This window comes from Amycolatopsis plumensis (assembly GCF_042652605.1).
Lineage (GTDB): Bacteria > Actinomycetota > Actinomycetes > Mycobacteriales > Pseudonocardiaceae > Amycolatopsis > Amycolatopsis plumensis.
The window spans coordinates 9,007,637-9,033,261 of record NZ_JBHSJY010000001.1 but is presented as its reverse complement, the minus strand read 5'-3'; the positions used below and the strand labels follow the sequence as shown (position 1 = coordinate 9,033,261).

General features: G+C 72.5%; 30 protein-coding genes. 16 read left to right on the top strand and 14 right to left on the bottom strand.

Translation table 11 applies throughout. From position 1 onward, the window contains the following. Positions 1 to 43: 43 nt before the first annotated feature. From ACFPLC_RS43505 to ACFPLC_RS43490, 4 genes are read right to left on the bottom strand one after another with little or no spacing between them, the layout of a single operon-like run. On the bottom strand, positions 44 to 763 hold the full coding sequence (locus ACFPLC_RS43505) for an SDR family oxidoreductase (RefSeq protein WP_378192094.1): 720 nt from the start codon (positions 761 to 763) through the stop codon (positions 44 to 46). Further along, positions 760 to 1,611, bottom strand: coding sequence for an oxidoreductase (locus tag ACFPLC_RS43500; RefSeq protein WP_378192092.1), 852 nt, complete (start codon positions 1,609 to 1,611; stop codon positions 760 to 762). Before ACFPLC_RS43500 ends, ACFPLC_RS43505 begins: the two co-directional genes overlap by 4 nt. A 43-nt stretch (positions 1,612 to 1,654) precedes the next feature. Next, the gene (locus ACFPLC_RS43495) at positions 1,655 to 2,476 is read right to left on the bottom strand and encodes a helix-turn-helix transcriptional regulator (protein WP_191309715.1); all 822 of its coding nucleotides are present in this window, start codon (positions 2,474 to 2,476) and stop codon (positions 1,655 to 1,657) included. Positions 2,477 to 2,530: 54 nt separating this feature from the next. Continuing rightward, positions 2,531 to 4,108 (bottom strand): alkaline phosphatase D family protein, encoded by a 1,578-nt coding sequence (locus ACFPLC_RS43490; protein WP_378192090.1) that lies wholly within the window; start codon positions 4,106 to 4,108, stop codon positions 2,531 to 2,533. 149 nt (positions 4,109 to 4,257) lie between these two features. On the opposite strand from ACFPLC_RS43490, the gene ACFPLC_RS43485 reads away from it, so the two are divergent. Together ACFPLC_RS43485 and ACFPLC_RS43480 are read left to right on the top strand one after the other, a co-directional pair. Then, positions 4,258 to 6,513 (top strand): extracellular catalytic domain type 1 short-chain-length polyhydroxyalkanoate depolymerase, encoded by a 2,256-nt coding sequence (locus ACFPLC_RS43485; RefSeq protein ID WP_378192088.1) that lies wholly within the window; start codon positions 4,258 to 4,260, stop codon positions 6,511 to 6,513. 75 nt (positions 6,514 to 6,588) lie between these two features. Beyond that, positions 6,589 to 6,801, top strand: coding sequence for a hypothetical protein (locus ACFPLC_RS43480; protein ID WP_086838852.1), 213 nt, complete (start codon positions 6,589 to 6,591; stop codon positions 6,799 to 6,801). A gap of 258 nt (positions 6,802 to 7,059) precedes the next feature. Here ACFPLC_RS43480 and ACFPLC_RS43475 read toward each other — a convergent pair whose 3' ends face one another. Next, positions 7,060 to 7,575 (bottom strand): ATP-binding protein, encoded by a 516-nt coding sequence (locus tag ACFPLC_RS43475; protein WP_378192085.1) that lies wholly within the window; start codon positions 7,573 to 7,575, stop codon positions 7,060 to 7,062. A 246-nt stretch (positions 7,576 to 7,821) separates the two neighbouring features. Here ACFPLC_RS43475 and rho point away from each other — a divergent pair, with 246 nt between their 5' ends. Beyond that, positions 7,822 to 8,886, top strand: a complete 1,065-nt coding sequence (gene rho, locus ACFPLC_RS43470; RefSeq protein ID WP_378192083.1) for a transcription termination factor Rho — start codon at positions 7,822 to 7,824, stop codon at positions 8,884 to 8,886. 3 nt (positions 8,887 to 8,889) lie between these two features. Here the strand turns inward: rho and ACFPLC_RS43465 are convergent, their stop codons facing one another. The 3 genes from ACFPLC_RS43465 to ACFPLC_RS43455 are packed head-to-tail and all read right to left on the bottom strand — an operon-like array spanning position 8,890 to position 9,579. Further along, the gene (locus ACFPLC_RS43465) at positions 8,890 to 9,066 is read right to left on the bottom strand and encodes a hypothetical protein (RefSeq protein ID WP_378192082.1); all 177 of its coding nucleotides are present in this window, start codon (positions 9,064 to 9,066) and stop codon (positions 8,890 to 8,892) included. A gap of 32 nt (positions 9,067 to 9,098) precedes the next feature. Next, positions 9,099 to 9,377 carry a hypothetical protein gene (locus ACFPLC_RS43460; protein ID WP_378192080.1) on the bottom strand — a complete coding sequence of 93 codons (279 nt, stop codon included), beginning with the start codon at positions 9,375 to 9,377 and terminating at the stop codon, positions 9,099 to 9,101. Positions 9,378 to 9,417: 40 nt separating this feature from the next. Continuing rightward, entirely contained in the window at positions 9,418 to 9,579 is a 162-nt protein-coding gene (locus tag ACFPLC_RS43455) for a hypothetical protein (RefSeq protein ID WP_378236189.1), read from the bottom strand. Positions 9,580 to 9,778: 199 nt separating this feature from the next. Between ACFPLC_RS43455 and ACFPLC_RS43450 the strand changes: the two genes are divergently transcribed. After that, positions 9,779 to 10,711: a PrsW family intramembrane metalloprotease gene (locus tag ACFPLC_RS43450; protein ID WP_378192078.1), complete on the top strand. Its 933-nt coding sequence runs from the start codon at positions 9,779 to 9,781 to the stop codon at positions 10,709 to 10,711. Positions 10,712 to 10,715: 4 nt separating this feature from the next. Here the strand turns inward: ACFPLC_RS43450 and ACFPLC_RS43445 are convergent, their stop codons facing one another. From ACFPLC_RS43445 to ACFPLC_RS43435, 3 genes are all read right to left on the bottom strand, one after another. Further along, positions 10,716 to 10,916 carry a DUF3072 domain-containing protein gene (locus tag ACFPLC_RS43445; RefSeq protein ID WP_378192076.1) on the bottom strand — a complete coding sequence of 67 codons (201 nt, stop codon included), beginning with the start codon at positions 10,914 to 10,916 and terminating at the stop codon, positions 10,716 to 10,718. 66 nt (positions 10,917 to 10,982) lie between these two features. Then, a complete protein-coding gene (locus ACFPLC_RS43440) occupies positions 10,983 to 11,405 on the bottom strand; it encodes a hypothetical protein (RefSeq protein WP_378192074.1) in 423 nt (140 codons plus the stop codon). 64 nt (positions 11,406 to 11,469) lie between these two features. After that, a complete protein-coding gene (locus ACFPLC_RS43435; protein WP_378192072.1) occupies positions 11,470 to 12,519 on the bottom strand; it encodes a C40 family peptidase in 1,050 nt (349 codons plus the stop codon). Between the two features lie 353 nt (positions 12,520 to 12,872). Between ACFPLC_RS43435 and ACFPLC_RS43430 the strand changes: the two genes are divergently transcribed. From ACFPLC_RS43430 to ACFPLC_RS43410, 5 genes are all read left to right on the top strand, one after another. Continuing rightward, positions 12,873 to 13,076 carry a heavy-metal-associated domain-containing protein gene (locus tag ACFPLC_RS43430; RefSeq protein ID WP_378192071.1) on the top strand — a complete coding sequence of 68 codons (204 nt, stop codon included), beginning with the start codon at positions 12,873 to 12,875 and terminating at the stop codon, positions 13,074 to 13,076. Beyond that, positions 13,073 to 13,942 (top strand): hypothetical protein, encoded by an 870-nt coding sequence (locus ACFPLC_RS43425; RefSeq protein WP_378192069.1) that lies wholly within the window; start codon positions 13,073 to 13,075, stop codon positions 13,940 to 13,942. Before ACFPLC_RS43430 ends, ACFPLC_RS43425 begins: the two co-directional genes overlap by 4 nt. Then, entirely contained in the window at positions 13,939 to 16,107 is a 2,169-nt protein-coding gene (locus ACFPLC_RS43420; protein WP_378192067.1) for a heavy metal translocating P-type ATPase, read from the top strand. The genes ACFPLC_RS43425 and ACFPLC_RS43420 overlap by 4 nt, the downstream gene beginning before the upstream one ends. Positions 16,108 to 16,183: 76 nt before the next feature. Continuing rightward, a complete protein-coding gene (locus tag ACFPLC_RS43415; RefSeq protein ID WP_378192065.1) occupies positions 16,184 to 17,014 on the top strand; it encodes a peptidoglycan-binding domain-containing protein in 831 nt (276 codons plus the stop codon). Between the two features lie 83 nt (positions 17,015 to 17,097). After that, positions 17,098 to 17,916: an LLM class flavin-dependent oxidoreductase gene (locus tag ACFPLC_RS43410; RefSeq protein WP_378192063.1), complete on the top strand. Its 819-nt coding sequence runs from the start codon at positions 17,098 to 17,100 to the stop codon at positions 17,914 to 17,916. Here the strand turns inward: ACFPLC_RS43410 and ACFPLC_RS43405 are convergent. Further along, positions 17,858 to 18,811 (bottom strand): threonine/serine dehydratase, encoded by a 954-nt coding sequence (locus ACFPLC_RS43405; RefSeq protein WP_378192061.1) that lies wholly within the window; start codon positions 18,809 to 18,811, stop codon positions 17,858 to 17,860. The two genes, ACFPLC_RS43410 and ACFPLC_RS43405, sit on opposite strands and share 59 nt — an antisense overlap. A gap of 84 nt (positions 18,812 to 18,895) precedes the next feature. Here ACFPLC_RS43405 and ACFPLC_RS43400 point away from each other — a divergent pair, with 84 nt between their 5' ends. Further along, the gene (locus ACFPLC_RS43400; RefSeq protein WP_378192059.1) at positions 18,896 to 19,771 is read left to right on the top strand and encodes a LysR family transcriptional regulator; all 876 of its coding nucleotides are present in this window, start codon (positions 18,896 to 18,898) and stop codon (positions 19,769 to 19,771) included. Between the two features lies 1 nt (position 19,772). Here the strand turns inward: ACFPLC_RS43400 and ACFPLC_RS43395 are convergent, their stop codons facing one another. Then, positions 19,773 to 20,696: a LysR family transcriptional regulator gene (locus tag ACFPLC_RS43395; RefSeq protein WP_378192057.1), complete on the bottom strand. Its 924-nt coding sequence runs from the start codon at positions 20,694 to 20,696 to the stop codon at positions 19,773 to 19,775. A 73-nt stretch (positions 20,697 to 20,769) separates the two neighbouring features. Between ACFPLC_RS43395 and ACFPLC_RS43390 the strand changes: the two genes are divergently transcribed. The 4 genes from ACFPLC_RS43390 to ACFPLC_RS43375 are packed head-to-tail and all read left to right on the top strand — an operon-like array spanning position 20,770 to position 23,790. Continuing rightward, positions 20,770 to 21,687 (top strand): DMT family transporter, encoded by a 918-nt coding sequence (locus ACFPLC_RS43390; protein ID WP_378192055.1) that lies wholly within the window; start codon positions 20,770 to 20,772, stop codon positions 21,685 to 21,687. A 10-nt stretch (positions 21,688 to 21,697) separates the two neighbouring features. Beyond that, complete coding sequence (locus ACFPLC_RS43385; RefSeq protein ID WP_378192053.1) at positions 21,698 to 22,594, top strand: NAD(P)H-binding protein; 897 nt, start codon at positions 21,698 to 21,700, stop codon at positions 22,592 to 22,594. After that, positions 22,591 to 23,205, top strand: coding sequence for a CPBP family intramembrane glutamic endopeptidase (locus ACFPLC_RS43380; RefSeq protein WP_378192051.1), 615 nt, complete (start codon positions 22,591 to 22,593; stop codon positions 23,203 to 23,205). Before ACFPLC_RS43385 ends, ACFPLC_RS43380 begins: the two co-directional genes overlap by 4 nt. A gap of 6 nt (positions 23,206 to 23,211) precedes the next feature. Further along, positions 23,212 to 23,790, top strand: coding sequence for a SecDF P1 head subdomain-containing protein (locus ACFPLC_RS43375; RefSeq protein ID WP_378192049.1), 579 nt, complete (start codon positions 23,212 to 23,214; stop codon positions 23,788 to 23,790). A 4-nt stretch (positions 23,791 to 23,794) separates the two neighbouring features. Here the strand turns inward: ACFPLC_RS43375 and ACFPLC_RS43370 are convergent, their stop codons facing one another. Continuing rightward, positions 23,795 to 24,265 carry a MarR family winged helix-turn-helix transcriptional regulator gene (locus tag ACFPLC_RS43370; RefSeq protein ID WP_191309749.1) on the bottom strand — a complete coding sequence of 157 codons (471 nt, stop codon included), beginning with the start codon at positions 24,263 to 24,265 and terminating at the stop codon, positions 23,795 to 23,797. An 82-nt stretch (positions 24,266 to 24,347) separates the two neighbouring features. On the opposite strand from ACFPLC_RS43370, the gene ACFPLC_RS43365 reads away from it, so the two are divergent. Continuing rightward, positions 24,348 to 24,989 carry an FMN-dependent NADH-azoreductase gene (locus ACFPLC_RS43365; protein WP_378192047.1) on the top strand — a complete coding sequence of 214 codons (642 nt, stop codon included), beginning with the start codon at positions 24,348 to 24,350 and terminating at the stop codon, positions 24,987 to 24,989. 121 nt (positions 24,990 to 25,110) lie between these two features. Then, entirely contained in the window at positions 25,111 to 25,617 is a 507-nt protein-coding gene (locus ACFPLC_RS43360) for an ATP-binding protein (protein ID WP_378192045.1), read from the top strand. The last annotated feature ends 8 nt before the right edge of the window (positions 25,618 to 25,625 follow it).

Here is a 25,625-nt window from a genome sequence, read left to right as displayed (position 1 = left end):
TTAGAACCCGCCTTACCACTCACGACGGGCCGCGGCAGACTCCCTAGCGCTGGGCGGTGGGGCGGACGATGATCTCGTTGACGTCGACGCCGTCCGGCTGCCCGATCGCGTAGGCGACCGCTCCGGCGATGGCGTCCGCCGGGAGGGTGACCGCGCGGTAGGTGCGCATCGCCTCCTGCGCGCCCGGTTCGGTGATGCTGTCGGCCAGCTCGGACTCGGTGACGCCGGGGGAGATCGTCGTCACGCGGATGCCGGGGTCGGCTTCGAGGCGCAGGCCTTCGGTGATCGCCCGGGCCGCGTACTTGGTGCCGCAGTAGACCGCGGCCGTCGGCACCACCTCGTGCGCGCCGGTGGAGGCGATCGTCACGAAGTGGCCGCCGCCGGCGCGGCGGAAGTGCGGCAGGACCGCCGCGATCCCGTGCAGCAGCCCGCGGACGTTCACGTCGATCATCCGGTCCCACTCGTCGACGTGCAGCGAGTCCAGCCGCGACAACGGCATCACGCCCGCGTTGGCGACGAAGGCGTCGATCCGCCCGTGCGCTGCGACGGCCGCGTCGGCGAAGGCGGCGACGTCCGCGCGGTCGGTGACGTCGAGGCGGTGCACGTCCGCGGTGCCGCCGGAGTCGTGGATTTCCTTGGCCAGTTCGGCCAGCCGGTCTTCGCGCCGGGCGCCGAGCACGACGTGGCAGCCTTCGCGGGCCAGGCGCAGCGCGGTGGCGCGGCCGATGCCGCTGCTGGCTCCGGTGATGAGGACGGTCTTCACAGGGTTCCTTCCGGGAAATCGGCGGCGAGAGTGGTCTCTCGCCAGGTGTCGAAGGTGGTGCGGAGGGTGTCGAGCCGGGCGGTGGCGATGTCGTAGGCGGCCCGGCCGAGGAGCAGGCGCAACGGCGGTTCGTCGCTGCCGACGGCGGTGATGATCGCTTCGGCCGCGCGGGCCGGGTCGCCCGGCTGCCGCCCGTACGTCGCGAGCGTCGCCTCGCGGCGGGCGCCCGCGGTTTCGGCGTAGTCGCCGATGCGGATCGCCGACTGCCGCATCGACGGACCGGACCAGCGGGTGCGGAACGCGGCGGGCTCGACGATGGTCACCTTGATGCCCAGCGGCGCCACCTCCGCGGCCAGGGACTCCGAAAGGCCTTCCACGGCGAACTTCGTCGCGTGGTAGTAGCCGGTGGCGCCGAACGCCGCCAGCCCGCCGAGGGACGACACGGTGACGACGTGGCCGCTGCGCCGCGCCCGCATGCCCGGCAGGACCGCGCGGGTGACGTCGGCGAGGCCGAACACGTTGGTGTCGAACAGCTTCCGGATCTCCTCGTCCTCGCCTTCCTCGACCGCGGCGAGGTAGCCGTAGCCGGCGTTGCCGACCAGGACGTCGATCCGGCCGAACGTCGCTTCGGCCCGCTTCACGGCGTCGACGACCTGGGCGTGGTCGGTGACGTCGAGCGGCAGCGCCAGCGCGCGGTCGCCGTGGGCTTCGGCGAGGTCGGCGACCCGCTCCGGATCGCGGGCGGTGACGACCGCACGCATCGACGGGTTCGCGAGCACGGCTTCGGCCAGTGCGCGGCCGAGGCCGGTGGAGCAGCCGGTGATGAACCAGACAGCGTTTTCGGGCACGACGAAGTACTCCGTCCATTGTGGAACGATGAAAAGGGGTTGCTCAGGAGGCGGCGAGACTGCCCAGCAGGGCCAGTGCCGCCTCCGACGGGCTGCCCGGCTCGGCTTGGTAGACGATCAGCTGCTGGCCCGGGGCGCTGTTGACGGTCAGCGCCTCGTAGCTCAGTTCCAGCTCGCCGACCAGCCGGTGCCGGAACCGCTTGGTCTCGTGGGTCTTCTGCCGGATGTCGTGGCGCGCCCACAGCCGGCGGAAGTCCGCGCTCTTGACCGACAGCTCGCCGACGGTGTCGATGAGCTGCGGGTCGTCGGGGTCGATCCCGGCGGCCGCCCGCAGGCCGCCGACCGTGTTCACGGCCACGCGCTCCCACTCCGGGTAGAACTCCCGGGCGTCCGGGTCGAGGAACACCAGCCGGACGAGGTCTCCACTGTGGGTGTGCCCGGCGAACAACGCCTGGCCCAGCGCGTTGTGCGCGAGCACGTCGAGACAGCGGCCGAGCACGAGCGCCGGCGTGTCCGGCCAGCCGTCCATCAGGCGCAGCAGGTTGGGGCTGACCTTCTCCGGCCGCCGGGCGCGCCGTCGCCGGACCGGCTCCGGCCGGGCGAGCCGGTGCAGGTGGGCGGCGGCGTCCTCGTCCAGCGCCAGCCCGCGGGCGAGCGCGTCGACGACCTGGGCCGACGGGTTGCGCTCCCGGCCCTGCTCGAGCCGGACGTAGTAGTCGGTGCTGACCCCGGCCAGCAGCGCGACCTCCTCGCGGCGCAGGCCCGCGACCCGGCGCGACCCGCCCGCGGGCAGGCCGAGTTCCTCGGGGCCCACCTGTGCGCGGCGGGCCCGGAGGAACTCACCCAGGGAGTTTTCCGCGGCCATGATCCGAGGCTAACCCGGATCCGGCGCGCGAGGGTGGCCGCGGCGCACCCACCCTCAGACCAGCCGGATCGGCTCCTCGTCGTCGCCCGGGTCGGCCCGCAGCAGCGTCGCCGTGGCGGTGCGCCCGTCGACGTCCAGTTCCATCACCGCGTTGCCGAAGTGCGGCCCGGACACGCAGTGCCACGACAGTGGCGCGGGCGGGACGCCGGTGCGGCGCGCCAGCCACTCGCTCACCCCGGTCAGCGACCGCGCCCAGCCGGCCCGGAAGAGCCGGTTCATGTACCACGGCACGGTGTTGTGCACCGGCGAGCAGGTCAGCTGGTGGACCGGTGCCGCGGTGCCCCCGGGGATCTCGGCCTGGGCCACGTAGGCGTGGTGCACGTCCCCCGAAAGCACGCTGACCGACGTCGGGCCGTCGTCCGCCACCCGGGCGACGAGCTTCGCCAGCCGCTCGAACGACGCGCGGAACGCCGGCCAGTGCTCCAGGTCCACCAGCTGCCGGAACCACTCGCTCGCCCGTCCCACGAGCCCGGGCCGGGCGCAGAGCCGCTCGTTGACCGACTGCGCGGCCGACAGCGCGGTGGGCAGCAGCCACGGCAGCGACGTGCCGATCAGCAGGTGGTCGAACTCGCCGGACGCCTGCTGTTCGATCCAGCGGAACTCCTCGTCGCCGATCATCGCGCGCTGCCCGCCTTCGAGGATCCGCCCGGCCCGCGAGTCGATCACCAGCAGCCGGACCGGGCCGAAGTCGCGCCGGTAGGACCACCGGGTGCCCTTGGCGCCGTCGGCCTCCCGGTCGGCCCGGTCGGCGAACTCGCGCAGCAGCTCGGCGTTGTCCTCGCCCGACGTGCTGACCCGCTGGTAGAGGTCGTCTTCGGCCAGCTCCCGGGGCCCGAGGTTGCCCAGGTGCTGGTAGACCCAGTAGGAGACCAGCGCGCCGCGGATGCGCTCGCGCCACCAGAACGTCCGGGCCATCTGCTCGCGCCAGGCCTGTGAGGTGTTCCAGTCGTCGCGGACGTCGTGGTCGTCGAAGATCATCGACGTCGGCACGGTGGAGAGCAGCCAGCGGACCGCGGGGTCGCACCAGGCCTCGGAGTACAGGTGGCAGTACTCCTCGAAGTCGGCGACCTCGGTGCCGGGCGGCTGCTTCGTGTCACGCCGGGTGGCGAGCCACTCCTGCGTCGCGTCGGTGGTCTCGTCGGCGTAGACCTGATCGCCGAGCAGCAGCAGCGATTCCGGCCACTCGGCTTCGTCGAGGGCGGCCATCCGGTGGGCGTAGGCGGCGAGCGCGTCCGGGCCCAGGGCGTCCTGCTCCCGCGGCTTGCGGCAGGACCCGAACACGAGCCGGAACCGCGGATCGCCGGGCTGCAGCGTCCGGATCCGGCTCGGCGGGAAGTCACCGTCCGGTTCGGGCCAGACGACGGCGCCGTCGAGCCGCACCTCGTACGGCGTGCTCCGCCCGGGTTCCAGCCCGGTGAGCACGACCAGCGCGTAGTGGTGGCCTGCGACCTCGAACGTCCGGGCGTGCACCTCGCCGATGCGCACTTCGCACGGGCCGCCCGTCTCGACCCAGATCGTCGCCGAGGTGGCGTCGACGTGCCGCAGCAGCGGGCCCAGCAGCAGCTCGGTCATCCCGGAATCCTGTCAGACCTCCGGCGGTGCGGCCGATCCGTGAGTTCCTCGAAAGTTCCCGAAACGTTTCGATAATCGTTGACCGGCCGGGCGTGCGGGACGAACGATCGTCGCAGCTGCGCTCCCGCCCCCGGAAAGGATTCCCTCGAGTGCGAAGACTCCTCACCGCCCTTTCCGCCGCCGTGCTGGCGATCGTCGCGGCGATCGTGCTGGTCGTGGCGGCGCAGCCGGCGTCCGCGGCCACGTTGACCCGGGTGACCGACTTCGGCAGCAATCCCAGCAACCTCAACATGTACACCTACGTCCCGGACCACGTCGCCGCCCGCCCGGCGCTGCTGGTCGCGATCCACTACTGCACCGGTTCGGCGTCGGCGGTGTTCAACGGCCCGGCCCGCGACTACGTCACCGCGGCCGACCAGTACGGGTACGTCATCGTGTTCCCGGAAGCCACCCGCAGCGGGCAGTGCTTCGACGTTTCCTCGCCGCAGGCCCTCACCCGCGGCGGCGGCAGCGACCCCGTCGGCATCCTCTCGATGGTCGACTGGGCCAAGCAGCGCTACAACGTCGACTCCTCCCGCGTGTACGTCACCGGGTTCTCCTCGGGCGCGATGATGACGAACGTGCTCGCCGCGGAGTACCCGGACGTGTTCGCGGCCGGCTCGGCGTTCATGGGCGTGCCCGCCGGCTGCTTCGCGACCACCGACGGGTCCAGCTGGAACAGCCAGTGCTCGGGTGGCCAGCTCATCAAGACCGCGCAGCAGTGGGGCGACCAGGCCCGCCAGATGAGCGGCGGCCGCACCGGCCCGTTCCCGCGGATGCAGCTGTGGCACGGCACGGCCGACGACACCCTGCGCTACCCCAACTTCGGGGAGGAGATCAAGCAGTGGACCAATCTGCAGGGGCTCTCGCAGACGCCGTCGTCGAGTGATTCCCCGCAGTCCGGCTGGACGCGCACCCGCTACGGCAGCACCGGCACGCAGGCGCCGGTCGAGGGGATCAGCGTGCAGGGCGCCGGGCATTCGCTGCCGCAGAACGGGATGATCCCGTACGCGATCGCGTTCCTGGGCTTGAACAGCGGCGGTTCGACCACCACCACGCCGACCACCACCACGCCGACCACCACGACGTCTTCGGTGCCGCCCGCCGGGACCACGCTGGGCAGTGCGGCGGCGCGGACCGGGCGCTACTTCGGCACGGCGGTCTCGGCGAGCAAGCTGTCGGACAGCGTGTACACCGGCATCCTCAGCCGCGAGTTCTCCATGATCACCCCGGAGAACGAGATGAAGATCGACGCGACCGAGCCGTCGCAGAACCAGTTCTCCTACGCCAACGCGGACCGGATCGTGAACCAGGCGGCGAGCCAGGGCGCCCGGATGCGCGGGCACACGCTGGCCTGGCACCAGCAGCAGCCGGGCTGGATGCAGAGCATGGAGGGTTCGGCGCTGCGGCAGGCGATGCTCAACCACATCACCCAGGTCGTGACCCACTACCGCGGCAAGATCTACGCGTGGGACGTGGTGAACGAGGCCTACGAGGACGGCGGATCCGGCGCCCGGCGCAGTTCCAACCTGCAGCGCACGGGCGACGACTGGATCGAGGCGGCGTTCCGCGCGGCCCGGGCGGCCGACCCGGACGCGAAGCTCTGTTACAACGACTACAACACCGACGACTGGAGCCAGGCGAAGACCCAGGCCGTGTACCGCATGGTCCAGGACTTCAAGTCGCGCGGCGTGCCGATCGACTGCGTCGGCTTCCAGTCGCACTTCAACCCCAACAGCCCGGTGCCGTCGAACTACCGGACGACGCTGCAGAACTTCACGGACCTCGGGGTGGACGTCCAGATCACCGAGCTGGACATCGAAGGTTCGGGGACGGCGCAGGCGGACAACTACCGCACGGTGGTTTCGGCGTGCGTCGCGGTGGCGCGGTGCACCGGGATCACGGTGTGGGGCATCCGCGACACGGACTCGTGGCGGGCGTCGGCGACACCGTTGCTGTTCGACGGCAACGGCCAGAAGAAGGCGGCCTACACGGCGGCGCTCGACGCGCTCAACGCCGGAGCCCCGCCGGACGGCGGAACACCCACCACCACGCCGACCACGCCCACGACGCCCACCACGACCACCCCCGCGCCCGGTGGCTGCTCGGCGGCCTACGTCAAGACGGCGGAGTGGAACGTGGGCTTCAACGGCCAGGTGACGGTGTCCGGAACGAACAACTGGACGCTGACGATCACGTTCCACGCGCCGCAGAAGGTGATCGGCAGCTGGAACTACACCGGAACGTGGGACAGCACCGGGTACGTGCTGACGGCCCGGCCCAACGGAAGCGGCAACGTCATCGGCTTCACGGTCCAGCACGGCGGCAACCTGACGGCCCCGACGGTCACCTGCACGAGTCCATAGTGGTCATGATCACAGACTTCCGGGGCCGTTCGAGGTCTTGCGAAAACTGTCGGTGGTGACGGATAGCCTCAGCACATGAAAACGGACGACGCGACAGTCCCGGCGCACCAGCTCACCAAGGGCCAGTGGTTCTGGCACGAGCCGGCGCCGGGGCTGCCCGCGTGGCAGCTGCAGGTGAACTCGGCGGAGTTGCTGGAGGATTCCGTCGAGATCTTCACGACGGATGGGGAGCGGGAGCTGGTTTCGTACCCGAGGAATCGGCTGGTGCGGCTGGCCGAGGTGGCTTGAGGGGGTTGCTGGGGGAGGGTTCGGCCAGGGTGAACCCTGAAACTCGGCCGATCCCACTGTGTTCTTCACGCTGTCCTGCCGCGCAGAAACCCGCCGGCGCGCTGGTGGGCGAACCGGCGGGTTTCGCGTGAGTAGGCGCTTCCCAGATCTGTCGGCGGTTGCCTAACGTGTCGGCGGGTGCCGAGCGGGCTGGTAGTGCCGAGCGGGTCCGACCCGACCGTCGGTGTGATCGAGGCCGGTCGAGGCGCGGCAGGCCGTTCAGCCTGCGTCGCGGAGGGCCGGCGGGCGCCAGGTCATGCGGACCGTCGTGCCCGATTCGCCCGTGTCGATGTCGGTCTGGTCCGCCACCTGGTCGATCAGCAGGAGGCCGCGGCCGCCTGAGGTGCGCAGGCCCGCCACGCGCGGGCGCGTGGCCGGGATGCCGCAGCCGGTGTCCGTGACGGTGACCGTCACCGCGTCGCCCTCCCGGCGGGCCTGCAGGCGGGCCCAGCCGTGGCCGTCCGGGTAGGCGTGGGCCGCCACGTTGGCCAGGGCTTCGTAGGTCGCCAGCGTGATGTCGTGCTTACTGTCCGGATCGAGGTCGAGCTCGCCCAGCCACTGGATCAGCTTGCGGCGCAGGCCGGCCATCTCGTTGGGCAGGGCCGGCGCCAGTTCTTCGAAGGTCGAGGCGACCACGGATCCGGCGCCGAAGCGCTCCGGGGCCGTGGTCCCGGCTTGGTCGGCGTCGGTGCTCTCGCCCGTATCGACGCCAGTTTCCGGGGTATGTCGATACACGATCCGCTCCCATCGTTCAGCCGCGGTTCCCCCGTTTCAGCGGGCTTCTCCGATGGACTACCCACCGCCACGGAGTCTTACCCGTTGTGCTTCGTGAGATGTGTCGCTACAGTGGAGACGCTCCTCGCGGATGCCGGCCCCTCGGTCGCCCGGAGGCAGCTCCCCGGATCCAGGCCACTCGGCCTCTTTCCTTCTTCCCGGCCTCGCCGTCCGTGCGCAGGCCCATCACCACCTCAGGAGACACCCATGTCTTTTCACGGAATCCTCGACCTGTCCGGCAAGACCCCGTTCGTCCGGCCCGGCTACCGGCCCGCGCCCGGCGATGTCGCCATCCCGATTTCCTTGGTACGCAAGCACAATCTCCGGCCCGGCGACGAGATCGCCGGCACCGCCGAGGAGATCGTCAGCGTCAACGGCCACGATCCCCACGAACCGCGTCCGCGGTTCGCCGACCTCGTGCCGGTGCACCCGGACCGGCGGCTGCTGCTCGAAACCTCCCCGGCGCGGCTGCTGCCGCGCGTCATCGACCTCGTCACCCCGCTCGGCCGGGGGCAGCGCGCCCTGGTCGTTTCGCCGCCGAAAGCCGGGAAAACCACGGTGCTGCAAGAGATCGGGCACGGGCTGTCGGTCAACCACCCCGACTGCCGGCTGCTGGTGCTGCTCGCCGACGAGCGCCCTGAAGAGGTCACCGAGCTGAGCCGGACCGTGCGCGGCGAAGTGATCGCGTCCACCTTCGACCGTCCGCCCGCCGAACACGTCGCGGTGGCGGAACTCGCCGTCGAGCGGGCGAAACGCTTGGTGGAACACGGCGAAGACGTCGTCCTGCTGCTCGATTCGCTCACCCGGCTCGGCCGTGCGTACAACCTTTCGGCCCGCCCGTCCGGCCGCACGCTGTCCGGCGGCATCGACGCGGCCGCGTTGCAGCCGATGAAGCGGATCCTCGGCGCGGCAAGGAACATCGAGGGCGGCGGTTCGCTGACGATCATCGCCTCGGCGCTCGTCGAAACCGGTTCGCTGGCCGACACGGTGTTCTTCGAGGAGCTCAAGAGTACCGGCAACGCCGAACTCAAGCTCGACCGCAAGACGGCCGAGCGTCGCGTCTTCCCGGCGGTCGACGTGGCGGCCTCAGGCACCCGGCGCGAAGAACTGCTGGTCACCCCGGGGGAACTCGCGGCCATGCGCGAAGTCCGGCGGGCGATGCCGGGGCCGCACGCGATCGAGCAGCTGCTGGAGCAGCTCCGCAAGACGGGCTCCAACGCCGAGTTCCTGCTCCGCGTGACGGGCGCGGCGGCCCTGCCGGAAGCGGCCTGACACTCAGCTGCCGCGACGCTCCCGCAGTTCGCCGATCACTTTCGCCCCGGTGCCGTCGGCGTCTTCGGGGTGGTCCGGCGGTTCGCCCTGGCCGGGACGGTAGAGCCGGTCTTCGGCACGGCCGGGATCGGCGGTCTCGGGCCGCGCGATCTCGGGTTGCTGTTCGTTCGGGTGGGACATGCCCGGGAGATACCCAGCAGCCCACGGTTCATTCATCGCGGCGGCTGGTAGGGGGTCGCCTGCGGGTAGGACGGCCGTTCGGGCCCCCGGTTCAGGGCGGCGACGAGAAAACCGAACCCGACGACGACGAAAACGAGCGGCGCGGCTCCCGGAGCGACGGCCCACCACCCCACCCCGGCGGCCGCCACCACCCAGGCGGCGACAAGGGCTCGCTTGGCGGTGAGGGGATACGGCTTCGGCAGCTCCCGGACGGCAGCCCCGCCGAGCACGAGCAGCCCGGCAAGGGCGACGAGCAGCACGGTCAGGTACACGGGATGTCCTCCTTCGGGGAGTAGGGCATCTCCGGGTGGACTACCCGCGCGGGCGGACGGCAAGCCGTGGCGTCGCGCACACCGCGGGCGCGGGCCGCCTCGCGAGTGCCCGCCCGCTTACCCGCCTGGTGAGGCGCCAGCGGATGCGGCCGCCGGGGCGGGCGACGTGCGCGATCGACTGCTGCTCGGGTGCCCGCCCCACCGGCCCACCGGCCCCGATCAAGGCTTCAGCGGGTGCAGGCCGGTGTGTGCGCGGGGATCTCCTGCGGCCCTCAGGCCCGGCCCAGGCCAAGCGACCTGCGCGGGCGCGGATGAACTGGCCGGGGAGCAGCCCACCGCCCCAGGCCCAGGCCAGGCGGCCAGCGGGTGCGGGGCTCCGGAAACCGGGGCACAGTACCCCCATGGCCCTTCCGTCCGCACGTCCCGCGGCCGGGGCCCGGTCACGCCGGGTCTGGTTGCGCATGTTCCTGACCGGTGCCCTCCTCTGGGTGCTCGCCGTGGTCGTCACCTTCGTCACCGGCAACCCGAACCTCGTGCCCACCGTTGTCCTGCTCGGCAGCTTTCTGGTGCCCGTCACCTTCGTCGCCTGGGCGTTCGGGCGGCGGCGGAGCGGGGAAGTGACCTCCGAACTGCTCTTCAGCACCTTCGTCGCCGGTGGGGTGCTCGGGGTCTTGGCCGCGTCGCTGCTCGAGTCTTACCTGCTCCACCCCTCCGCCTGGCTGTTCGCCGGGGTCGGGCTGATCGAAGAAGCCGTCAAGCTGGCCGTGCTGGCCGTGCTCACCCGGCACCTGCGGGTCAAGTTCGCCACCGACGGGCTCGTGCTGGGCGCCGCCGTCGGGTTCGGGTTCGCCGCCTTCGAATCCGCCGGCTACGCCTTCACCGCGCTGTTCACCGAACGCGGGCTCTCGCTCATGGACCTTGTGCAGACCGAGCTGCTCCGCGGCGTGCTCGCGCCTGTCGGCCACGGCCTGTGGACCGCGATCCTCGGCGGCGTGCTCTTCTCCGCCAGCGACCACCGCCACTTCGCCCTGACGCTCCGGCTGCTGCTCAGCTACCTCGGTGTCGCCCTGCTCCACGCGCTGTGGGACGCCATGCACGGCATCGCCCTGGTGCTGACCCTGCTGCTCACCGGCACGCCGTGGCAGTACGTCCAGCTGGAACAGGGCTACCAGCCGCAGCCGACCGCGCTGCAGGCCGACGTCTTCACCCTGCTCTCCTGGGGTGGCCTCGCCCTGGTGTCGGTGATCGGTGTCGGATGGCTGCTCGCGGTCCGGGCCCGGGCCCGGCGCGGCGAGCGGCCACCCACCGTGCTGTGGCGGATCCCGGCGAGGTGACCCCTCACGCGCCGCGGCCGGTCGACTTCTGCAGGGCGTCGATCCGCTCGGACGCCTCCGCCTTAGTCAGGTTGTCCGGCACCTCTTCGCCGGCTTCCTGCGCCAGCGTCTGCAGGTACGACTTCTGCGGCCCGGTCATCGGCTCGTCGCCGGTGGTCCAGTCGCTCGGGTCCTTCTCGGGGTTCGGCTCCACCTGGTCGGTCATGTCAGCTCCAATCGAACGTTTGTTCGTCTGCGGTCGACTCTAGCGCAGGGGTCCGACAATCGCCGGTCACGAGCCGGCCGGAGGCTTGCTCGGGGCGCCGGCCTCGTGGCCGGGACGCCCGTGCGTCCGGCGGTCGTCCTTCATCTGCTGTTCGTGCAGGTGGCGGCGGCCGCCGGTGAGCGAAGTGAGCAGCTCACGCTCAAAGTCGCGGCACGCCTTGTAGTAGCCGTCGTCGTATTCCTCGACGACCTGGAAAGTCCACCGATCGGGTAATACGTTCAACCCGATGAGCTCTTCGGAGATCCGCCGCGCCCAGTCGCCGTGCCCGGCCTTCTCGAGCTGCTCCACGGCCTCGCCGAGGGCCAGGTCCGCGCTCCCGGTCAGCTGGTGGAAGGAGTAGAGGTGCCCGCGGGCGCGCTCGATCGTCTCGAGCGCCTCGGTCACCTTGCCGACGGCTTCGACGGTGGCGGCGTCAGGGTTGTCGTCCATGCGCGAAAAGTGCCCCGTTCCGCGATTTCTACACGTCGCGGAACGGGGCACCGGCCGGGAAACGTCACGCCGTGGGGCGCGTGGCTCCCGCGTACTGGCTCATCAGCGGCGAGATCTTGACGACGTCGCCGCTCGTCGGCGCGTGCACCATCTTGCCGTCGCCGATGTACATCCCGATGTGGGACACGGGGGAGTAGTAGGCGACCAGGTCGCCGGGCTGCAGCTGGCTGCGCGACACCGGCGTGCCGAAGCCGGCCTGTGCCGCGGAGTTGCGCGGCAGGGTGATGCCGGCCTGCTTGTACGCCCACTGCATCAGGCCGGAGCAGTCGAACGTGCTCGGCCCGGTGGCGCCCCAGACGTAGGCGCTGCCGAGCTTGCTCAGCGCCGCGTTGACCGCGGCCTGCGCGGCCGCGGTGGGCGCCTTGACGTTCGGCGCCGCGCCACCGGTGTCCTTCTGGGCGGCCTTGTCGGCATTGCTGAGGGTCCGGCTCTGCGCCTCGATCTGGTCGATCTGGCCCTGCAGGTCCTTCTTCTTGGCCTCGATGTCCGAAGCCAGCTTCGCCGCCGCGTCCCGGGCGTCCTGCGCCCGCTTCGCCGCGTCGGCGGCCGACTTCTCGGCTGCCGTCGCCTTGGCCGCCGCGCCGCTGAGGTTGTCCATCGCGGCGTTCTTGTCGGTCGCGATGACCTCGAGCGCCGCCGAGCGGTCCAGGAAGTCCTGTGTGGACGTTCCGGCCAGCAGGGCCGACAGCTTGTTCATCTGCACGCCGCCGGTGAACGACGCGCCGGCGAACTTGTCCACTTCGGACTGGTACTGCTGCTTGGCCGCGATGGCCTGTGCACCGGCGTTCTTCGCAGCCTCGACGTCGGCGTTGGCCTTGTCGAGCTGGCCTTGCTTCGCGGTCAGGTCGTCCTGGGCCCGGAGCAGGTCTTCGTTGAGCTTTTCCGCCTGTGCCGCTAGTTCGCGGTACTTGGCGAGGGCGTCCGACCCGGCGGGGGGCGCCTGGAGGACGGGGACGGGGGCGGCGGTGGCCGGCTGGGCCATGGTGACGACGGTGATCACCGAGGCCGCGGCGAGGGCACCTGACACCACGCGCTTGACGGGATGCGAACGCATTCTCGCGCGGGTCTCCTTTGCTGATCGGCCGCCGTCGGGTACCGGCACGGCGAGCGGGGGTCTCGCCCGTGCCCGGGGCGCGCTCGACCGCAACAGGAAGAGCCCGCGGTGGGGTCCGGCACCCGGCAGGGGGGTATCGGCGGCGATCTCGCGTCGCCGTCTGGGGACGACCGGGGGCCGCGAGATCTCGAACAGGTTACGAAACGAGCACGGGCACGTCCAGGGCGGACCCCTGGAAACTCTCCGTGACGCCGATCAACACGCCTGGACCAGTGTGAACGTCACCGAATGTGGCTGAGATTACAGGCCGTCACGGCCTTGTTTACCCTACCCCCCTAGGGTATCTATGGGGCATGACGAACTCGACCTACGCCGTCACCGGCATGACGTGCGGCCACTGCGCCCGGTCGGTGGAAGAGCAGATCCGCGAACTCGACGGCGTCATCGGGGTCGCCGTGGACCTCGGTACCGGCGCGGTCACCGTCCACAGCACCGCGGCCCTGTCCGTCGACGACGTGCGCGGTGCCGTCGAAGAGGCGGGATACCGGCTGACATGAACACCGCAGCGAAGCTCTCCGCCTACGGTGCGGCGCTCGCCCTGGTCGCCGGTGGCGCCTGGGCGGCCGGCACCGCCGCCGGTCCCTTCTCCGACGCCGCCGAGGCGCCCGCCGGGCACGGGGACACCCACGGCGGCGCCGTCGCCGAGGTGGCGGACCACCAGCCCGGCGGGCTGGCGTCGGCCGCGGGCGGCTATACCCTCACGCCCGCGACCACCACGCTCACCCCGGACACCACCACCCGGTTCGCGTTCAAGATCACCGGCCCGGACGGCGCCCCCGTGACCGCCTACGACGTCGAGCACGAGAAGCGGCTGCACTTCATCGTCGTCCGCCGCGACACGACCGGCTACCGGCACCTGCACCCCGACCTGGCCGCCGACGGCACCTGGACCGTGGCGATCCCGGTTGCCGGAGCGGGCAGCTACCGCGCTTTCGCGGACTTCACGCCGTCCGGCGGGACAGCGCAGACGCTCGGGGTCGACCTCGTCGCGTCCGGGCCGTTCCAGCCGGTCGAACACCGCGAGTCGCGCACCGCCGACGTCGACGGCTACCAGGTCCGGCTCGACGGCGACCTGGTCCCCGGCCGCGCGTCCCGGGTGACGGCGACGGTGGCCCGGGACGGCCGCCCGGTCACCGACCTGCAGCCCTACCTCGGCGCGTACGGCCACCTCGTCGCCCTCCGCGGCGGCGACCTGGGGTACCTGCACGTCCACCCGGGCGACGACGGGAACACCAAGGCCGTGACGTTCTTCGCCGAAGTGCCCTCCGCCGGGACCTACCGGCTGTTCCTGGACTTCCGCCACGGCGACGTCGTCCGCACCGCCGAATTCACCGTCACCACCGCGGCAGGAGGCCGGGCATGACCGCGCAACTGGACAAAGCCGAGGTCGAGCTGGCCATCACCGGCATGACCTGCGCGTCGTGCGCCATGCGGATCGAGCGCAAGCTCAACAAGCTGGACGGCGTCACCGCGACCGTCAACTACGCCACGGAGAAGGCGAAGGTCGTGTACGCGGGCGACGTCGCTCCGCAGGACCTCGTCGCCCAGGTCGAAGCGGCGGGCTACGGCGCCACGTTGCCCGCCGCGGAACCCGAACCGGGCGAACCGGCCGAAGAGGACCCCACGCGCTCCCTCCGCCAGCGCCTGCTCGGCTCGGCCGTGCTCAGCGTCCCGGTGATCGTCCTGGCGATGGTGCCCGCCTGGCAGTTCACCTACTGGCAGTGGATCTCGCTCGTCCTCGCCGCACCGGTCGTCACCTGGGGCGCGTGGCCGTTCCACCGCGCCGCGTTCGCCAACCTCCGCCACGGCGCGGCCACCATGGACACGCTCATCTCGATCGGCACGCTGGCCGCGTTCGGCTGGTCGCTGTACGCGCTGCTGTTCGGCAGCGCGGGCACGCCCGGCATGACGCACCCGTTCGAGCTGACCATCGAACGGCTGGCCGGCGACGGCGCGATCTACCTCGAGGTCGCCGCCGGCGTGACCACGTTCATCCTGGCCGGCCGCTACTTCGAGGCTCGCTCGAAGCGCCGCGCCGGCGCCGCCCTGCGTGCGCTGCTGGACCTGGGCGCCAAGGACGTCGCCGTTCTGCGCGACGGCCGGGAACAGCGGGTCCCGATCGGCGAGCTCGCCGTCGGCGACCGGTTCGTGGTGCGGCCGGGGGAGAAGGTCGCGACCGACGGCGTCGTCGAGGACGGCGGGTCCGCGGTCGACGCGAGCCTGCTCACCGGCGAGAGCGTGCCGGTGGAGGTCGGGCCGGGTGACGCCGTGGCCGGCGCGACGGTGAACGCCGGCGGCCGGCTCGTCGTCCGGGCCACCCGCGTCGGCGCCGACACGCAGCTGGCGCAGACCGCGCGGCTGGTCGAGGAGGCGCAGACGGGCAAGGCGCAGGTCCAGCGGCTCGCGGACCGCGTCTCGGCGGTCTTCGTCCCGATCGTCATCGCGCTCGCCGTGGCGACGCTCGCCTTCTGGCTCGGCGCCGGGGAGACGCCGTCGGCCGCGTTCACCGCCGCGGTCGCCGTGCTGATCATCGCCTGCCCGTGCGCGCTGGGCCTGGCGACGCCGACGGCGCTGCTGGTCGGCACCGGCCGCGGCGCCCAGCTGGGGATCCTCATCAAGGGCCCCGAGGTGCTCGAATCGACCCGGCGCGCCGACACCGTCGTGCTCGACAAGACCGGCACCGTGACGACCGGGAAGATGGCGCTGGTGCAGGGCGACGGCGAAGTGCTGCGCCTGGCGGGCGCGGTCGAGGCCGCGTCCGAACACCCGGTGGCGCAGGCGATCACGGCCGCCGCTCGCGAGCGATTCGGCGACCTGCCGTCCGTTGTGGACTTTCGCAGCACGCCGGGCCTGGGCGTCGAAGGCGTCGTCGAAGGACGCAAGGTCGTCGTCGGGCGGGCGGAGTTCGCCGGCGACGAACCCGCGGAAAACCCGGGCACCACGGTGTCCGTGGCCTGGGACGGCGAAGTCCGTGGCCGGCTGGTCGTCGCCGACACCGTGAAACCGACGTCGGCCGCGGCGATCCGGCGGCTGCGCGGACTCGGCCTGACCCCGGTGCTGCTGACCGGGGACAACGAAGCCGTGGCGCGGGCGGTCGCCGCCGAGGTCGGCATCGAGCGCGTGATCGCCGAGGTGCTGCCCGCGGACAAGGCCGAGGTCGTGCGGCAGCTGCAGGCGGACGGCAAGGTCGTGGCCATGATCGGTGACGGCGTCAACGACGCCGCGGCGCTCGCGCAGGCCGATCTGGGCCTGGCCATGGGCACCGGCACCGACGCCGCGATCGAGGCGGCCGACCTGACGCTCGTGCGCGGTGACCTGCTCACCGCGGCCGACGCGATCCGGCTGTCCCGCCGGACGCTGCGGACGATCAAGGGCAACCTGTTCTGGGCCTTCGCCTACAACGTCGCCGCGCTGCCGCTGGCCGCCGCGGGCCTGCTGAACCCCATGCTCGCCGGCGCGGCGATGGCGGTCAGTTCGGTCTTCGTCGTCACGAACAGCCTGCGTCTGCGGGGGTTCCGGGCCGGGTGAAACCGGTTTGTACGTCCCTTGTATCCGGTTGCGTGATTCTCCTCCTCGTAGCGATTCCGACCCATGGAGGACAAGGATGTTCACGAAGGCCGCCGTGCTCACGGCGCTCACCGCCGCTGCGTTCGCCGTGGCCGCACCGGCTCAGGCCGAGACTGCGGCCACGACGGTGCTGCCCGGTGCGAACATGGAGGCCGTGCTGAAGGCGGCCCAGATCGACCCGCGCCGCGCCGACGACACCCAGACCCCGGGCGCGCACGACAGCGTCCTGCTCGTCGAGCAGGCGCTGCAGGCGAAGGGCCTGCTGGCGAGCCAGTACGTCGACGGTTACTTCGGCACCACGACGATCACGGCGTACTCGCAGTACCAGAAGTCGTTGGGCTACACCGGTCTCGACGCTTCCGGCCTGCCGGGCAAGACCTCGCTGGAGAAGCTGGGCGAAGGCCGCTACACGGTCACGAACCCGGTCTCCGCCGGCAGCCAGGTGACCTACCACGGCAAGACGCTCAACACCCGCACCAAGGCGATGCTCGTTGCGGCGGAAGGCAAAGCGGGCTTCCAGGTCACGCTGACGCAGGGCTCGTACAACCCGGGTGGCGTCGACGCCTCGGCCGGGACGCACGACGGCGGCGGCGCGATGGACATCTCGGTGTCCGGCATGTCGTCGACCAACCGCAACAACCTGCTGAAGGCGCTGCGCAACGTCGGGTTCGCGGCCTGGTACCGCACGCCGGCGCAGGGCTTCGACTACCACATCCACGCGATGGCCATCTCCGACCCGGACCTGTCCTCGGGGGCGCAGCACCAGACCGGCGACTACTACCTGGGCATGAACGGCCTGGCCGGCCACGGCGCCGACGACGGCCCGCAGGTCGCGAAGGTCACCTGGGAGGAATACCAGCGCGGCTGACCCCGCGGGTGCGCCCGGCCGTGGTGGCACGACCGGGCACACCGGTGGTTTGATCGAAGGACCAACGACGTGGGGGTGTTCCGATGCCGCAGAAGGCGTTCCGGTTCGGCGTGGTCGCGGGGGCGACCGAGGGCGGCGCGAAGTGGCTCGCCACCGCTCGCCGGGCCGAAGAGCTCGGCTATTCGACGCTGCTGTGCCCGGACAACCTGAACATGCCGACGCCGACCGCCGCGCTCGCCGCGGCCGCGGCGGCGACGACCGAGCTGCGCGTCGGCTCGTTCGTGCTGGCCAGTCCGCTGCGCACCGCGCGGGCGGCGGCCTGGGAAGCGCACAGCCTGAGCGTCGTCACGAGCGGCCGGTTCGAGCTCGGCCTCGGCACCGGGCGGCCGGAAATGCGGCAGCAGGCCGGGGAACTCGGCCTGCCGTACGGGTCGGGGCAGGAGCGGCTCGACGCGATTTCCGAGACGGTCGACCACGTCCGCCGGCTCGACGGCGACGGGCACACGCCGGTGATGATCGCCGCGGGCGGCCCCAAGGCGCGTCGCCTCGCCGGGCTGAAGGCCGACATCGTCACGATGGCCGGCGGCGTCCTGACCACCCGGGAGGAAATGACCGGGCACGTCGAGGAAGTCCGGTCGGCGGCCGGGGACCGCGAGATCGAGTTCGCGATGAACATCTGGGTGGTCGGCACCGAGGTACCGCCGTGGATCCGCGGCTTCATCGGCGTCGACGCCGAAACGCTCATCGAGCACGACTCCCTCGGCCTGCTCCGCGGTGACGTCGACGAAATGGCGGCGGAGCTCGAACGCCGTCGTGCCGAGCAGGGCGTGTCCTACTTCAGCGTCAACGGCGCGTTCCTCGAGGAGTTCGCGCCGGTGGTGGCGCGGCTGTCGGGGAAGTGAGCGTCGCCGGATCAGTGTTGGCGCCGCAGAGCAGGACGGCGACCCGCTCGCCCGGCGCGGGCCGGTAGGCGCCGGAGAGCAGGGCGGCGAACGCGGTCGCCCCGCCGGGTTCGACGGCGAGGCGATAGCGGTCCCACAGCGCCGCCCGCGCGTCGACGATCGCGGCGTCGTCCACCAGCACCGAGCCCGCGTTCGTGCGGGTGGCGACGGCGAAGGCGATGTCGCCGAGCCGGGTCGCGCCGAGGGAGTCGGCGGCGGCACCGGAGACGTCGACCGCGACCGGCTCCCCGGCGGCCAGCGCCGAGTGCAGCGTGGGGATGGTGCGCGGCTCGACGCCGACCACGCGCGCCCGGCCCTCGACCGCGGCGGCGACGCCGGCCAGCAGCCCGCCGCCGCCGACCGCGACGAGGACCGTGTCCAGGCCGCCCGTCTGCTCCAGGAGTTCGAGGCCGAGGGTGCCTTGCCCGGCGCAGATGTCCGGCTGGTCGTAGGCGTGGCAGAAGAGCTCGCCGGAGTCGGCCGCGTGCTTCACGGCCGCGTCATAGGCGTCGGCGTACTTCTCGCCGGTCAGTTCGACCGCCGCGCCGAGCTGTCGCAGCTTCGCGACCTTCACCGCGGGCGCGGTCGCGGGGACGTACACCCGCGCCGGGAGGGCGAACTCCCGGGCGGCGTAAGCGACGGCCAGCCCGGCGTTGCCGCCCGAAGCGGTCACCACCCCGGTCTGCTCGCCCGCGGCGAGGATCCGGTTGAAGGCGCCCCGGGCCTTGAAGGACCCGGTGTGCTGCAGCTGCTCCAGCTTGAACCACACGCCTTCGTCGGCGGCGAGCACCGGTGTCCGGCGGACCCGGCCCTCGATGCGCGCGGCCGCCCGTTCCACATCCGCAGTGCTGATCATGGCTCCAGCATGCGCGCGGGCCGCCGTAAGCACCAGCGGCGTCTCCTATGCTGGATTAAGCAGAACTTACGGCTGGAGGCTCCCGTGCTCGACGCCCACCGCCTGGCCGTGCTGGCCGAGGTCGCGCACGCCGGCTCGATCGCCGCGGCCGCCGAAAGACTGGCCTTCACGCCGTCCGCCGTCTCGCAGCAGGTGGCCAAGCTGGAGCGGGACGTCGGTGCCCGCCTGCTGGACCGCCACCCCCGCGGCGTCACGCTCACGCCGGTCGGGGAGGCGCTGCTCGTGCACGCCGAGGCGATCGTCGGGGAGCTGCGCACGGCCGAGCGGACGGTCCGCGCGCTGCTCGAAGAGGAGCTCACCGTCGGCACGTTCGCGAGCGCGGGCATGACCCTGGTGCCCGCCGCGCTCGCGGAGTTCCGCCGCGACCACCCCGGCGTGGCGCTGCGGCTGCTGGACCTCGAGCCGCCGGACGGGTACGGCCTGCTCAGCTCCCGCGAGCTGGACCTGCTGATCACCCACCGCTATCCCGGCGCACCACTGCCCGATCCGCGCGGTCTGCAGCGGTCGCTGCTGCGCTCGGAGCGGTTCCGGCTGATCCTGCCGAAGGGACACGAGAAGGCGCGCACCCGCCGCCTCACTCTGCGGGCGCTGGCCGCGGAGGACTGGATCTCCGGTGGCCCGGGCGTCCCCAACCGGGCGTGCCTGGAGCAGCTCGCCGACGCCGCCGGTGTCCGGTTGCGGGTGGCCTACGAAACGCGGGACTACCAGGTGATCGTGGCGCTGGTCGAGGCCGGGCTGGGTATCGCGTTCGTTCCCGAGAGCGTGCTGGAGCGGGTGGGCGCGGCCCGCGTCGAGGTCCGCGACGCGGCGGACGCCCGGCCGGCGCGGGAGATCTTCCTGGTGCACCACCGGCGGCCCGGCCGGCTGGTCACCGAGATGGTGGCGCTGCTGAGCCGGTGACTCAGCCCACCGGACGTCCCGCGCTCTCGAACCGCGCCGACGCCGCCCGCAACGCGTCCAGGCACGCCCGCACCGCCCCGCGGTCTTCTTCGCCCGCCCGGCAGATCGCCTGGATCGTGCGGCTCAAGGCCGGCCGCGTGGTCAGGATCCGCACCCCCTCGGGCAACCGGTCGCGAGCCAGCCGGGGCACCAGCGCGGCGCCGACGTTGCCCGCCACCAGGGCCAGCTGGGTGGGGTAGCCGCCGACCGTGCAGCTGATCCGCGGCTCCAGCCGCTGCTTGCGCAGCACCTGCACCAGCCATTCGTGACACCCGGACCCGGCGGTCCAGCCGATCCACGGCAGATCGTCCACTTCGGACAGATCGACCGCCTTGCGGTGCGCCAGCCGGTGGCCGGACGGCAGGGCGAGGTCCGCGACGTCGGAGAACAGCGTGATCCGCGTCGTCGACGGCGGGATCACCGTCGGGCGGTCGGTCCAGCTCTCCAGCACCGCGACGTCGAGGTCGCCGGCCAGCACGCGGGGCATCGTCTGCTCGGCCTCGCCCTCGTGCAGGGTCACTTCGAGCCGCGGGTGCTGCGCGGCGAGGGTGGCCAGCGCCGGCGGCAGCAAGGCGTGGACCGTCGTCGGGATCGCGCCGATCCGCAGCGGGCCGATGACGTCCTCGCGCAGGAGCTCCAGATCCGCCTTCGCCGCGGCGACCTGGGCGAGGATCCGCTCCGCGTGCCCGGCCAGCACCTGGCCCGCCTTCGTCAGCCGGATCCCGCGCCCGCGCGGCTCCAGCAGGGGCTGGCCGGCCTCGCGTTCCAGCTTCGCCAGCTGCTGCGACACCCCGGACGGGGTGACGTGCAGGGACTCGGCCGCCGCGGCGACCGAGCCGTGGGCCGCGACCGCGTGCAGCGCCCGCATCCGCTCGAGTCCGAACACGGTAGGAATGCTACCGAATTCCGCGCAGAAACATTCGCTTGTTCTTGATAGTCGGCGCCCGCAGGCTGGAGACGTGCTCACGACCGCGCCCGCTTCGCCGTTCACCCGCCGCCTGGACCCGCGGCTGCTCGCCGCGCTCGGCAGCTTCTGCATCTCGCTGTCGTCGGTCTTCATCAAGGTCTCGCACGCCAGCGGCAGCACGAGCGCGTTCTGGCGGTGCCTGCTCGCCCTGCCGGTGCTGCTCCTGCTGGCCGGGCGCGAACGGCGGAAGGACGGCCCGGCGCCGCGCCGTCGCGTGCTCTTCCCGCTGCTGGCCGGCACCGGGCTCGGCCTGGACTTCGTGCTCTGGGGCGAAGCGATCCCGCGGGTCGGCGCCGGCATCGCGACCGTGCTCCTCGCCGTCCAGGTGGTGATCGTGCCGCTGCTGGCGTTCGCGTTCCTGGCCGAGCGGCCGTCCAAGCGGTTCTTCGCCGCGGTGCCGGTGCTGCTCGGCGGGATCGTGCTGGCCGGCGGGTTCGCCGGCACCGGTTCGTTCGGGCCGGATCCGGTCACCGGCGCCGTCGCGGCGCTGCTGGCCGGCGCCGGCTACGCCGGTTACCTCTTCCTGATCCGGCTCAGCGGCGGCACCGGGACGCAGGCGCACTCGCTGGTGCTGGCCACGGTGTCCGCCGGTGCGGTCGCGGTCGTGCTCGGCGTCCCGACCGGCACGCTCGACCTCACGCCGGGCTGGCCCGCGTTCGGCTGGCTGATCGCCCTCGCCGCCGTCGGCCAGCTGACGGGGTGGCTGCTGATCTCCGCCGCGCTGCCCCGGATGTCGGCCACCACCGGGGCGACGCTGATGCTGCTGCAGCCGGTCGGCGCGGTGCTGCTGGGGATCGGCCTGCTCGGCGAGACACCCGGGTGGGCCCAGCTGATCGGGTGCGCGGGCGTCGTCGCCGCGGTGTGCTTCGCCGGGAGCGGACGCGCTGCGCGTGAGGGCCGTCCCGGCTAACGTCGCGGGCATGCGAGTGCTGGTGGCCGGGGCGTCGGGGTTCGTCGGCAGCCGGTTGTGCCCGGCTCTCGAAGCGGCCGGGCACGAGGTGCTCGCGATGACCCGCCACCCCGCGAAGTACCGCGGCGCCGGGAAAGCCGTCCGCGGTGACGTCGCCGACGTCGGTTCCCTGCGCGACGCGCTCAAGGACGCCGAAGCCGCGTACTACCTCGTGCATTCACTCGACAGTGCGGACTTCAAGCGCCGCGACGCCGACGCCGCGCGTGCGTTCGCCCGGGCCGCGGCCGGCGCGGGCCTGCGCCGGATCGTCTACCTCGGCGGGCTCGGGGACGACGACGACACGCTGTCCGAGCACCTGGCCAGCCGGCGCGAGGTCGAGCGGCTGCTGGGGGAGACCGGCGTGCCGGTGACGGTGCTGCGCGCCGGGATCGTGATCGGGCACGGCGGTACGTCCTGGGAGCTGACGCGGCAGCTGGTCGAGCACCTGCCGGCGATGGTGACGCCGCGCTGGGTGCGCACCCGCACGCAGCCGATCGCCGTCGCCGACGTCGTCCGCTACCTGGTCGGCGTCCTCGACCACCCGGAAGCCGCGGGCCGGGCGTTCGACATCGGCGGCCCCGAAGTGCTGGCCTACCGCGACATGCTGCAGCGGGTCGCGGCGATCGAGGGACGGCCGCTGCTGCTCCTGCCGGTACCGCTGCTCTCGCCGCGGCTGTCGTCGTATTGGCTGTCGCTCGTCACGGACATCGACGTCACCACCGGCCGGGCCCTGATCGACTCGATGACCAACGAGGTCGTCGTCCGCGACGACGCGATCCGCCGGATCGTCGAGTTCGAGCCGATGGGCTACGACGAAGCGGTCCTCCAGGCACTGGGCGAGCGCGCGAAGAGCAGGCGGACGCCGTGAAGCCGGTCCTCGCCGCGGTGACGGCCGCCGGGTCCGCCCTGCTCGGCGCGTCACTGGCCAGCCGCCCCGGATCCCGCCGCTTCCACGTGCTCACGGCCTCGGTCGCGGCGACGTGGCTCGCCGGCGCCCGGACGGCCGGACCGGTACCCCGGGGCCGCCCGGACGTCGTCCAGCCGGTGGCGGTGGGCGCGGGCGCGTTCGGCGTGTTCTACGGGTGCGCGCTGGTGGCCCGCCGCATCCCGCCGCTGCGCCGCGCGATCACCGGAGTGCTGGACCACGCTCATCGCGGCCCGACGGCCTCGGTGGCGGCAACGGCGTTGGTCACGGGAGCCGCGGAGGAGGCGTTCTTCCGCGGCGCGCTCTACGACGCGGCGGGAGCGCGGGCTTCCACCGCGGTGTACGTGCTGTCCACGGTGGCGACGCGGAATCCCGCGCTGGTGCTGGCCTCGGCGGCGATGGGGACGGTGTTCGCGTGGCAGCGCGGCCGGTCGGGCGGGGTGCAGGCGCCGGCGCTGACGCACGTCGTGTGGTCGGCGCTGATGCTGGCCTTCATGCCGCGCCTCTTTCCGCCCGAACCGCTCGACACGCCCGGAGCGCCCACGCCAGGATGACCGCTTGTGCGGATCTTCCTCGCGGCGGTCGCCATTCTCACCGCGGTCGCCGGGTGCCAGGCCGGAGCCTCCGGCAAGGACGGGACACAGCTGCGGTTCCGGCCGGTCCTCCGCGCCTGGCCGGCCGGTCCGGCGGTCGGCCCGCCGGGCCGGCGGCAGAGCACGAACCCGGGCACCCAGGAAGCCGCCGCGCGAGCGCTCTCCTGCGCACCGGAGCAGCCCGACGACCTGGACGGCCGTGACGACCCGGTGTTACCGCTGGTCAGTTGCGCTCGCACCGGGCGCACCCGGTACGTCCTCGGCCCGGGGTTCCTCAGCGGTGCGGAGGTGGGCTCGGCGGAGGCCCGCCTCGACCCCGCGACGGGCGAGACCGTCCTGGTGCTGTCCTTCACCGATGCCGGAGCGGACACCTGGGCGGAGTGGACCCGGCGCAACGTCGGCCGGGAGTTCGCGGTCGTCCTGAAGAGCCGGGTGCTCGCCGCCCAGCGGAGCAATGCCGTGGTCACCGACGGGGCCGTGCAGGTCGGGCTGGCGGCCTCGCTGCCGGAAGCGCAGCGGCTGGCGCGGGACATCGACGGCGCCTGACCGTTCAGCAGGGTGGCGTCTCCCGGCAGGCTTCCACGCCCGTCTTGCTCGTCGCCTGCTGCAAGAGCGTGTAGAGCGTCTCGCGCTGCTCGTCGCTCAGTCCGCTGAACACCTCGTCCTCGACCGCCGTCAGCGCGAACTCCGCGCGCGCCAGCAGCTTCGCGCCGACGTCGGTCAGGTCGACCAGGTGGCGGCGGCGGTCCTCGGGCGACCGGCGCCGCTCGATCAGGTTCTCGGTCTCCAGCTCGTTGAGCAGGGTGACCACGTTCGTGCTGTCCATTTCCAGGATCTTCGCCAGGTCCTGCTGCGAGCTGCCGCCCGCGTCGCGCAGCACGGTGAGGGCGATCAGGTGGCGGGGCCGCAGCCCGAGCGGGGCCAGCACCGACTCGCTGCGCAGCCGCAGCCGGCGCGCGAGGTGGTCGATCAGCGCGCCGCAGCGGTGCGGGGGCTGGTTGACGACCGGAAGCGAGGTCATGCGCCCAGTATATGGGCAGCCCAACGGTCGATGTGCTATCAATAGTTTGTCTTACACCAACGATCTATGGACGGCTAACGACATGGCTCATCTCCTGCACATCGACTCGAGCATCCAGGGCGACGCCTCGGTGAGCCGGCGGCTCAGCGCGCGGGCCGCCGCGGCGTGGCGCGAAGCGCACCCGGACGGCACCGTCACCTACCGCGACCTGGGCGCGAACCCGATCCCGCACATCGACGCGGCCGGCGGGCTGGCCGGCCGGGTGCCACCCGCGGAGCACACGCCGGAGCAGGCGGCGGCCTGGGCGCGGACGGTCGAACTCGTCGAGGAGGTCAAGGCGGCCGACACCGTGCTGCTGGGCCTGCCGCTGTACAACTTCGGGCCGCCGAGCAGCGTCAAGGCCTGGGTCGACCACCTGATCGCCCCCGGCCTGTCGATCGACCCCGAAACCAACGCCGGCCTGCTCGGCGGCCGTGAGTTCGTCGTGCTGGCCAGCCGGGGCGGCGGCTACGGCGAAGGCACGCCCCGCGCCGGCTGGGACCACGCCGAGCAGTGGCTGCCCCACGGCGTCAGCCTCACCGGCCTGGAGCCGCGGTTCATCACGGCGGAACTGACGCTGGCGGCGGTGAACCCGGCGATGGCCGAGCTCATCCCGCTCGCCGAGGCGAGCCTCGCGGCGGCCGAACGCGCCATCGACGAGCTGTGGGTCCCGGCCCGGGTCTGATCGACGAGGGTGTCTCGCACCACCCGACGGCGGTACCGCCCGGCCCGGGCGGTACCGTGCCGCGGCGGGCGGACTGGCGTGGTGCGGGCACAAGCCGCACCCGGGGCGAGGAAGGTCGGGTTTGAGCGCGCACACCTCCCAGATGGACGACATCCGGCTCGTCGCGCAGCCCAGCGCGCTGCCGGTCACCGAGCTGTTCGTCCGCCTGATTCTCACCGACTGGTCCCTGCTGCCGATGCTGGAGCAGGTGACCGCCACCGCGAAACGCCTGGTCGAAGCCGTGGTCGACGCCAGCGACCCGAAAGCGCCCGCGTTCGTCACGCTGCGGCTGCGGCTGCGCGCCGAGGTGCTCTCGATCGAGGTCGACGACGACGTTCCCGGGCGCCCGGACCCGCAGGCCCGGCCCGGCGAGCGGCTGGGCGTCGAACCCGCCGAGGGCGGCGGCCGCACCACCTGGTGCGAGCTGCCGCTGCCGGGCGGGATGACCGCGCGGCAGGTGCGCCTGCCCCGGCGCCAGGACCGCCGGACGCTCGTCGACGAGCCCGTCTCCGGTGATCCGGTGGCCGCGGACCCGAAGGTCCTGGAGCGCCTGCTGACCCGGCTGAGCGGCTGGTCCGGCCAGAGCTGAACGCTTTC